Raw genomic sequence first — 274 nt, forward strand, 5'->3', positions numbered from 1 at the left:
GTCGTTGATGCGATGCTGCACCTCGATCGGCCGCTTCGCGACCGCGGATACGGCGCGGAGCACGTCATCGGGGGAGTATCCGACGCGGCTCGTCACCCATCGCTCACCCGCGACGTCCTGCGGCGTGACACTGCGGCGTGACGCGAGCGGATGCGAGGCCGGGACGGCCACGTCGAGGGGTTCGCGGATGAGCGTCAGACTGCGCACTCCCTGGGGCGGCCACGGATCGGAGTGCTCCATGCGATGTGCCAGCACGAGGTCGTAGCGGGCCGTG

The 274-nt window shown here is 70.1% G+C and carries 1 protein-coding gene; it reads right to left on the bottom strand.

The features are described 5' to 3' along the window. The coding region (locus SB658_RS23825) for a LysR substrate-binding domain-containing protein (RefSeq protein ID WP_410602789.1) at nt 1-274 on the bottom strand (274 nt) is incomplete at both ends.

Source organism: Bacillus sp. SIMBA_008 (assembly GCF_046535495.1).
Taxonomy (GTDB): Bacteria; Bacillota; Bacilli; order Bacillales; family Bacillaceae; genus Bacillus; species Bacillus subtilis.